General features: G+C 52.1%; 4 protein-coding genes. All 4 read right to left on the reverse strand.

Annotation, left to right across the window (positions count from 1 at the left end; genetic code table 11):
- Positions 1 to 340: 340 nt before the first annotated feature.
- The 4 genes from repC to RTI30_RS12050 all read right to left on the reverse strand — a co-directional run bounded on the left by repC (position 341) and on the right by RTI30_RS12050 (position 5555).
- Positions 341 to 1363: a replication protein C, IncQ-type gene (gene repC / locus RTI30_RS12035; protein WP_312283850.1), complete on the reverse strand. Its 1023-nt coding sequence runs from the start codon at positions 1361 to 1363 to the stop codon at positions 341 to 343.
- A complete protein-coding gene (locus tag RTI30_RS12040) occupies positions 1344 to 2216 on the reverse strand; it encodes a helicase RepA family protein (RefSeq protein ID WP_312283851.1) in 873 nt (290 codons plus the stop codon). The genes repC and RTI30_RS12040 overlap by 20 nt, the downstream gene beginning before the upstream one ends.
- Before the next feature lie 77 nt (positions 2217 to 2293).
- The gene (gene traI, locus RTI30_RS12045) at positions 2294 to 5227 is read right to left on the reverse strand and encodes a TraI/MobA(P) family conjugative relaxase (RefSeq protein ID WP_312283852.1); all 2934 of its coding nucleotides are present in this window, start codon (positions 5225 to 5227) and stop codon (positions 2294 to 2296) included.
- Positions 5193 to 5555, reverse strand: coding sequence for a plasmid mobilization protein (locus RTI30_RS12050; RefSeq protein ID WP_312283853.1), 363 nt, complete (start codon positions 5553 to 5555; stop codon positions 5193 to 5195). The genes traI and RTI30_RS12050 overlap by 35 nt, the downstream gene beginning before the upstream one ends.
- Positions 5556 to 5718: the final 163 nt, after the last annotated feature.

The following is a 5718-nucleotide window of genomic DNA, read 5'->3' on the forward strand; positions in this document are numbered from 1 at the left end:
GCGGGTTGTTGCTTTTTCTAGCCCCGATAGGGGCGGGTTTCAGCAAGGCTTCAGACGCCGCCATAGTGCGGCGGCTGTAAGCCGCGCATAGTAGATACTTATAGAATCTACTAGACCGGATTTTTGCGGTTGCTAAAAACATTTTTATAATCAGAGCGTTATGCCAGATTTTTGCCCATCGTCGATTACCACCTTATCCGGGGGTGATTACCACCTTATCCGGGGGTGATTACCACCTTATCCGGGGGTGTGAATTTTTGAGCCGCCCGATTACCACCTAGTACGGGGGTGGTAAACACCTAGTACGGGGGTGGTAAACACCTAGTACGGGGGTGTGCAGTTACAACCGGCCTGAATACCAGTCTTCGATAGGAGGGCTTACCCAGTCGTCAGGTTGATCATCTGCTTCGGCTTCAAGCTCTCGCATTTCCTCATACAGTTCTTCCAGTTCATGTGGCGTATCAAAGTTTCTGTCCTCGATGCATAGCTCTTTGGGCCTTGATACTGAAACAAGTCCATTGCTTGTCTGATCGACTACCCAAGGTATCCCAAGGCGTTTTGTTGCTGATTCGATCTCGTTTAGCGCATCTCGCAACTGACTGCGCCGCGTCGATTTAACTTTGGCTGACGCTTTTTCCATTGATTCAATGCCCCACACATGCGGTAACAACGTGTCTAGCTGCGCTCCGTTGCCATTTCCTAGAGTTTTTCCAAGTCGAATGTTGCTAGACAGCCAGCAATGGAGAATCTTTGCCGCCTGGCTGTTCAGCAAATTCCGCTCAAAAAGGGATACTTTGACGTGCTGTCCCCGAAAAACAGCTTGGGACAGTCTCGGATTAGCAGCGACAAAGACCTCGCCAGTTTTTTCATTGAAGGATACTGACAAGAGATTACAGCGCCGGTCCCATCCATCGCTGCCGATCTCTCGGATTTGTGCATTGGATAGACGATTCAGGCTGTCTTTAACCAGTTGCAACGCATGGCCGCCTTCTATGTCCTTACTTCCAGCATCTAATAGCAGGCTTCGCAGGCTGGTTTTCTTGGTTCGCAGGTCCGAGCCGTCATCTTCGGCTTTGTTCGGCTTGTATATGTCTTTGCGTAGTTGCTGACTGATTGGACCCTTTGGTTTGGCTTCGATTCGCAAGCCGTCGATCCCAAGTTGCGCGGAGACAGCCAAAAGGATCGACTGGTCAAAGGCCCCTAGCTGATCGAATCCTTGGAAGCCGATCTTGCAGTTTCCGAATTTCCGAAGTGGCACAAACAATTTTTCGCGCTTTTTGCCGGATGTCGGAACAAACAGACCATCTAATACATGAGCGGCATCAATCTTTGCGTATGCAGGTTTAATATGTCGCTGTGTCATCGAGGCCTCCTTTTTTTTGCTCTTTGACGGCTGCACAAAGATCAACTGGCAGTAGCACACCACCCTCTACCCTAACATACCAGCAATCGTCCTGTGGTTCGTCGTAGTTTTGCTTGCTTACGCCAAAGCGTAGGAAAAACTTGCGCCGCTCACTACCAATGGGTTTTTTGTCATAGGGGCGATCACTTAGATGTTCAGCCTCTTTTTCTGTCATTCTTGCGACAAAACCGCACCATCGTGCATTGTCGATCAATGCTGACGCGCCGCGGGCTGCTTGTTGTTGATCGGTCTGTCCTTCGCGGGCGCTGCCCTTGCTGACGTGGTGCAGGAATAGCACCGATGCCCCGGTGGTAGCTGCGATATGCTCCAATGTCGAGATAAGCCTTGCCATATCGCCGTTGCTGTTTTCGTCCAAGCCGTGGATGCGGCTCAGGGTGTCCAGCACGATTAGCCGGGCATCGGTGCAGAACTCGATCACGCGGGCAAGATGTCGTTCGTTCATGATGTCCATTCGGCTACCCATGACCGGCTCAAGCGTGAGGTGTTCCGCGATGGCCTCGCGGGCCGACTGGTTAAGGTGCTTACCTATGGCATGGACACGCCGGACAAGGGCGGGTTCGGGATCTTCCCCGGCCAGATAGACCACTCGCCCGGTATGCTTAGGCTTGAGGCCTAGCAGATCGCCGCTATCTGCGCTGCAAGCGACTGCCATAGCCGCTTCAAGCGCCCAGAAGCTCTTTCCGGTCGCGCCTGGGGCTACCAGTGCGCCGACGGTGCCAGCGAGGAAACCGGGCCAGATAAAATCAAGCTCTGGCGGAGTATTGGTAAATGCCTCCATAATGTTAATAGCCATTGTGTCTCTCCTAGTCACTTACACACGGTGGTTAGCCTGTGGGCGGGGGCTAAGACCCGCCGTCAGGCGCTCAAAAGTCACAACTCTACGACGCTTCTCTCCTTCTTCATCGGTCTTGTTATCACAATTGCTTGTTTGATAGATACCTGCCCATCTTTTTCCCTTGCTATTGTTACGGAATCATCGACCTTTGGACGATCTTTGTACTCGATTTTGTGCGGAATCTCGTGGATTCCGGTATTTGATCTGACAAAGCATCTGTCGTTGTCGATATAGACAACTTTTGCATTGGTTGCATTACCATCCCACGGTATTGATTCTTTCCGCAAAACAGCTATCTGCTTCTCTCGCTCCATGCGCTTTATATCCCGATCCCGGATGACCAAAGCACTGTCACGGTCCTTTATCCATCCGGCATGGTATTTTTCATACTTGGCAAGCTGCGATGTGCCGAAGGTGGAAAATGCCTTTTCTGCGGTGCGCTCGTGCTTTTCGTGCCAAGACTGGTCGCTCGTGCCTCTATCAAATCGCGGCGATAGCTTGATGAGAGCATCCGTGACTTGATCTTTGCTGTATCCACACTGCCGTAGCGCAAGAGCCATGAGCCAGTCATGCTCGCTTTTCCATGGGCCGGGGATCGCTTTTGTGATGTGCTTTTCGGCAAGTCTGTCCCACACATAGCCGATCTCTGACCCTGTAAGGTCTGCTACGGGCCTTGGTGACGTAGATACTCTCTCCTGCCTTGTCTCCCGTTGCTGTTGGATACCTTGCTGCTTAACAAGGTCTCTGGCGATTTGTGAGGCCTTGGGGCATATCCCGCCAGAGGCCTCAATGACTTTGACGGCTGGATACTCTCGCCCATCCGTACCCTTGCCACGGTGTTTCTCCTTGGCATTTTCAAAGCCGGGTATCCGCATGGTGTGATCTGCCCCATTACATGCTGCATCGCCACCGAGGGCTTGCTTGATCTCTGTAGCCACAGCGTTTGCAATTTTCCTGTCCTCGATCTTCGGGATAACAAGGGTAGCCTGCATATTGCCGGGGCTTGTCTCTTGGACATAAGCGGGCCGGAATCCCGCTTCTTTGAGCGCCTTTAGCTTGGCCGCATCGAGGTCATCGACAAGGATGTAGGTCTTGGTAGCAGATACGGGCCGTAGGATAGGAGACCACTTTTCAGGCCCAGTCACCTTTTTTTCTGTAGTCAAAAGGGTGTCTATTACCTTATCAGCGGGGATCAGCGGGATAGGCTTACCGTCCTTGGATAGCTGCTCTGGAAAACCAAGCCCACGGCCTACGCTGCCGCCTACGTCACTGATCGGATCGCGCACCTGCACCTTGTAGCTATCGGCCCCGAGGCCTTGGTGCATAAGGCGGAACTGCTCATACGCTGGATGAGTCCGCTGTGCTTGCCGCGCTTCCATAGCTGCCCTCTCCTTTTCCTGCCTAACCCTTTCTCGCTCTGCTGCTATCAAGTGGTCGATATTGGTAATCTTGAGGTTGTGTTCTACCGCTAACTTAGCGCATTGCTGTAAGTATTCATCGCTTCCAGTAACGATGAATCCACCCGGCCATTTCTGCTGTGATAGCTGCAATCCAGCCAGTACACTATCCCGATCTGTCTTATCAAACACGATCTTTTGTCCGTAATCGGTAAACTTTAGGTCGTTGTCCTTTTTGTATCTAACAACATCACCGTCAATGACAGGTGTCATAGCACGAATATCACGCGGTATTGCTGGCGTATGCTCTTTCCCTACTGCTACGTTTTCTCGCTCTTGATAGCGCCATGCATGGGCCTCTAGTACCAATCCTTGCTGTTCAAGCCATTTCTCGTAAGTAGGAAATGGATCGATGCCATGCTGCTTGCGTTGCTGCTTTACCCAGTCCTCAAGCTCTGCCCGCTGTGCCGCCTGTTTTGCTGCTACAACTGAGCGTAACAAGTTAAGCTCTGCTCCATGCCCGCGCCATTTGCCAGAAAATACCTCTCGTCTCTCCCGCTTCTGCGTTTCCCGTAGCTCCTGCCGCGCCTTTGCGATCTGCTGTTGCAGGATTGCTTTTCTTTCTTTGTATGCGCGGTAGTGCTCGTCTTTGGCTTTTCTGTACTCGCTCCATTGTGGGGCATCAGGGCGTAGCGGTTCCGGCTCTCGTACCTTAATCCCCGGTTCTTTGGCGGGCGGCTGGAACTTGCCGAATCTCTTTTCCAAGTTGCCGAGACTGGCTTGGCGAGAGGCTTGGGATGCCTTGATCGTTTGTTGCTCATCCCCGATCTGAACATGAATGACAGCGCCACCACCCTTGGGATCGTACTGCATCCCTGCTGCCGCCATTAGTTTATGAAACTGCTGCCAGTCACGCGCTTCTTTGAGAATGCCCGGCAAGGCTTCAATGCCGATACGCTGCGCTGACTTTTCGCCGGTACGAATCTCGGTGTCTCTGGCTTTGCCCCTTACTCTTTCCTTATGTGATCTATTGTTAAGTACAACCTCACCTTGTTCATTAACACGGTACATTGCGTTTTCAGATGGTATCCAGCCCTGCTCATGCTCGATGCGAGCCACTACCCTCTGCACGGCATTTTTTGTGAATCCCTTGTTGACCTCGATAACGCGCTCGGTTTCTGGATTTACTCTGTTGATAGCTAAATGAACATGAGCATTTTCAGTATCATCATGTAACCCATACACGCATTGATGCCCCTCAAGGCCTAGCTCCTTGAGTGTGATCTGTACCATCTCATCAACTTGTTCTGTTGTTGGTATCTCGCCTTCTCTGAGCGCCAAAACAATGTGCATGATCGGGTCTTTGCTACTGCGCCGTGGTGCATGTGCCAAGGCTGCCATTTCAGCGATCTGATCCTCTACGGTATCGCTGACAAAGTTCAGAGAATTGGAGTAGATACACTTTTCGTTTTCGTGGCTGTTCTGTGGTGCGGTGATATACCGTACCAGTCCCGCTGCACGGGAAGCATGACCACCATCAGAGTATGGATTTGGTATCAGCTTCCCGATCATAGCTCACCCTGATTGCTGTAATTGCCGCCCTCACATCGTTTATTGCAGGCTCTACTTTCTCCCACGGTTGCCTTGTCTCTATAGCGATATGCTTCAAAAGCCCGCCCTGTCTCCTCAGTTCATTTATCAATGCAAGATCGCCTCTAGCCTGCACTGGCATTCCTAGCGCCCGTGCGCGTGCAAACTGCCCCGGTGTTAATCCGGCCAACTCTGCCCATTGCCGAATACGCTGATAGTCCTCATCAGTCACGCGAAAAGACAGCACCCGCATCTTCATATCGGCGGCGGGCTTCTTGCTCTGGGCAGGCGGGCGGCGGTGTTTAGCCATTGCGAGACCTTGTGTCGAGCGATGGCAAGAGTCCAGAGGGCAGCGCCCTTTGGCAAGTTGAGACACCCTGCGAGGCATAGCCGAGTGGGGCTGTCGTGCCGTGTTTACACGGCCCAACTTGTAGTAAAAAACGGCTGCACCTAGACATAGTAAATCTCCGCTA

This window comes from Candidatus Igneacidithiobacillus taiwanensis (assembly GCF_031962545.1).
Taxonomy (GTDB): Bacteria; Pseudomonadota; Gammaproteobacteria; order Acidithiobacillales; family Acidithiobacillaceae; genus Igneacidithiobacillus; species Igneacidithiobacillus taiwanensis.